Annotated in this window: 2 protein-coding genes; both read left to right on the forward strand. The window is 71.7% G+C overall.

Annotation, left to right across the window (positions count from 1 at the left end; translation table 11 throughout):
* Window positions 1–416, forward strand: a 416-nt coding sequence (locus tag NLX94_RS38680; RefSeq protein WP_254387987.1) for a hypothetical protein, incomplete at its 5' end; no start/stop codon positions are given.
* 11 nt (window positions 417–427) lie between these two features.
* Complete coding sequence (locus NLX94_RS38685; protein WP_254387988.1) at window positions 428–820, forward strand: hypothetical protein; 393 nt, start codon at window positions 428–430, stop codon at window positions 818–820.
* Window positions 821–981: the final 161 nt, after the last annotated feature.

Genomic DNA, 981 nt, shown 5'->3' on the forward strand with positions numbered 1-981 from the left:
ACGTCACCACGGCCGCCGGGAAGTCCCGCACCTACAGCAGCGGCGAGGTCATCAACCTCACCCAGGTCATCGACCTCGCCGAAGGCGCCGCCACCCTGTGCCAGTCCACCTCCGAGACCTCCCTGGAGCTCGTGGACGAGTCCACCGAGCTCGCCGCGGACTGCGACGCCCTGATCGCCGAGATCACCGAGAAGGGCGTCGGCGCGAACCTGATCGCCAAGTGCGAGTTCCTCAAGGAGCAGCTCGACCTCCAGGCGGCGGCCGCCAAGAAGCTCCACGACCAGCTCGACGGCGGCGAGGAGGCGTGCCGGATGGCCTCGGCGAACGCCGAGGTCCGCCACGGCGGCATCTTCCGCGCGGTCGCCGACTCCCCGCTGACCAAGCCCGCCGAACGCGACTTCTACAACGCCCGATAGAGGAGAGCCGCATGTCTGTCACCGAATCCCTCAAGGACGCCGCGACCTACGTGGCGCTGCGCGCCAAGCTCGCCTGGCTCACCCACCAGGTCCACGCCCACGGCGAGACCGTCACCAAGCTCGCCGCCGAGGTCGACGAGACGGCCGAGCAGATGCAGGACGCCGCCGAAACGATGAAGGCGCTCGCCGTCGACGACGCGACCACCGCCGAGTTCGCGGACGCCGCCGTCACCATGACCGGCGCGAAGGAAGCGGCCGGCGAGTACACGGCCGCCGCCGACAGCGCGGCCGCGGCCGCCGACGACGCCAAGACCACCACCGAGAACGACCACGGGGGCATCGCGGACGCGGTGGACACCTCCCCCGTCGACATGGCCGAAGCCACCTTCTACACCCAGCCGTAAGGAGTGCAGGATCATGGGGCCGACCCGAGCACAGTTCATCCAGTACGCGCCCGCCGCCCTCGCGGTGGCAGCCGCAGCCGCCGGCCCCTGGTCCGCCATCGCCGCCGGAGCGGCCGGAGCGGGGGCGTGGGCCGTCAGCGTCTCCGCCCCCGCCCTGCGCT

The organism is Streptomyces sp. TBY4 (assembly GCF_024213195.1).
GTDB lineage: Bacteria > Actinomycetota > Actinomycetes > Streptomycetales > Streptomycetaceae > Streptomyces.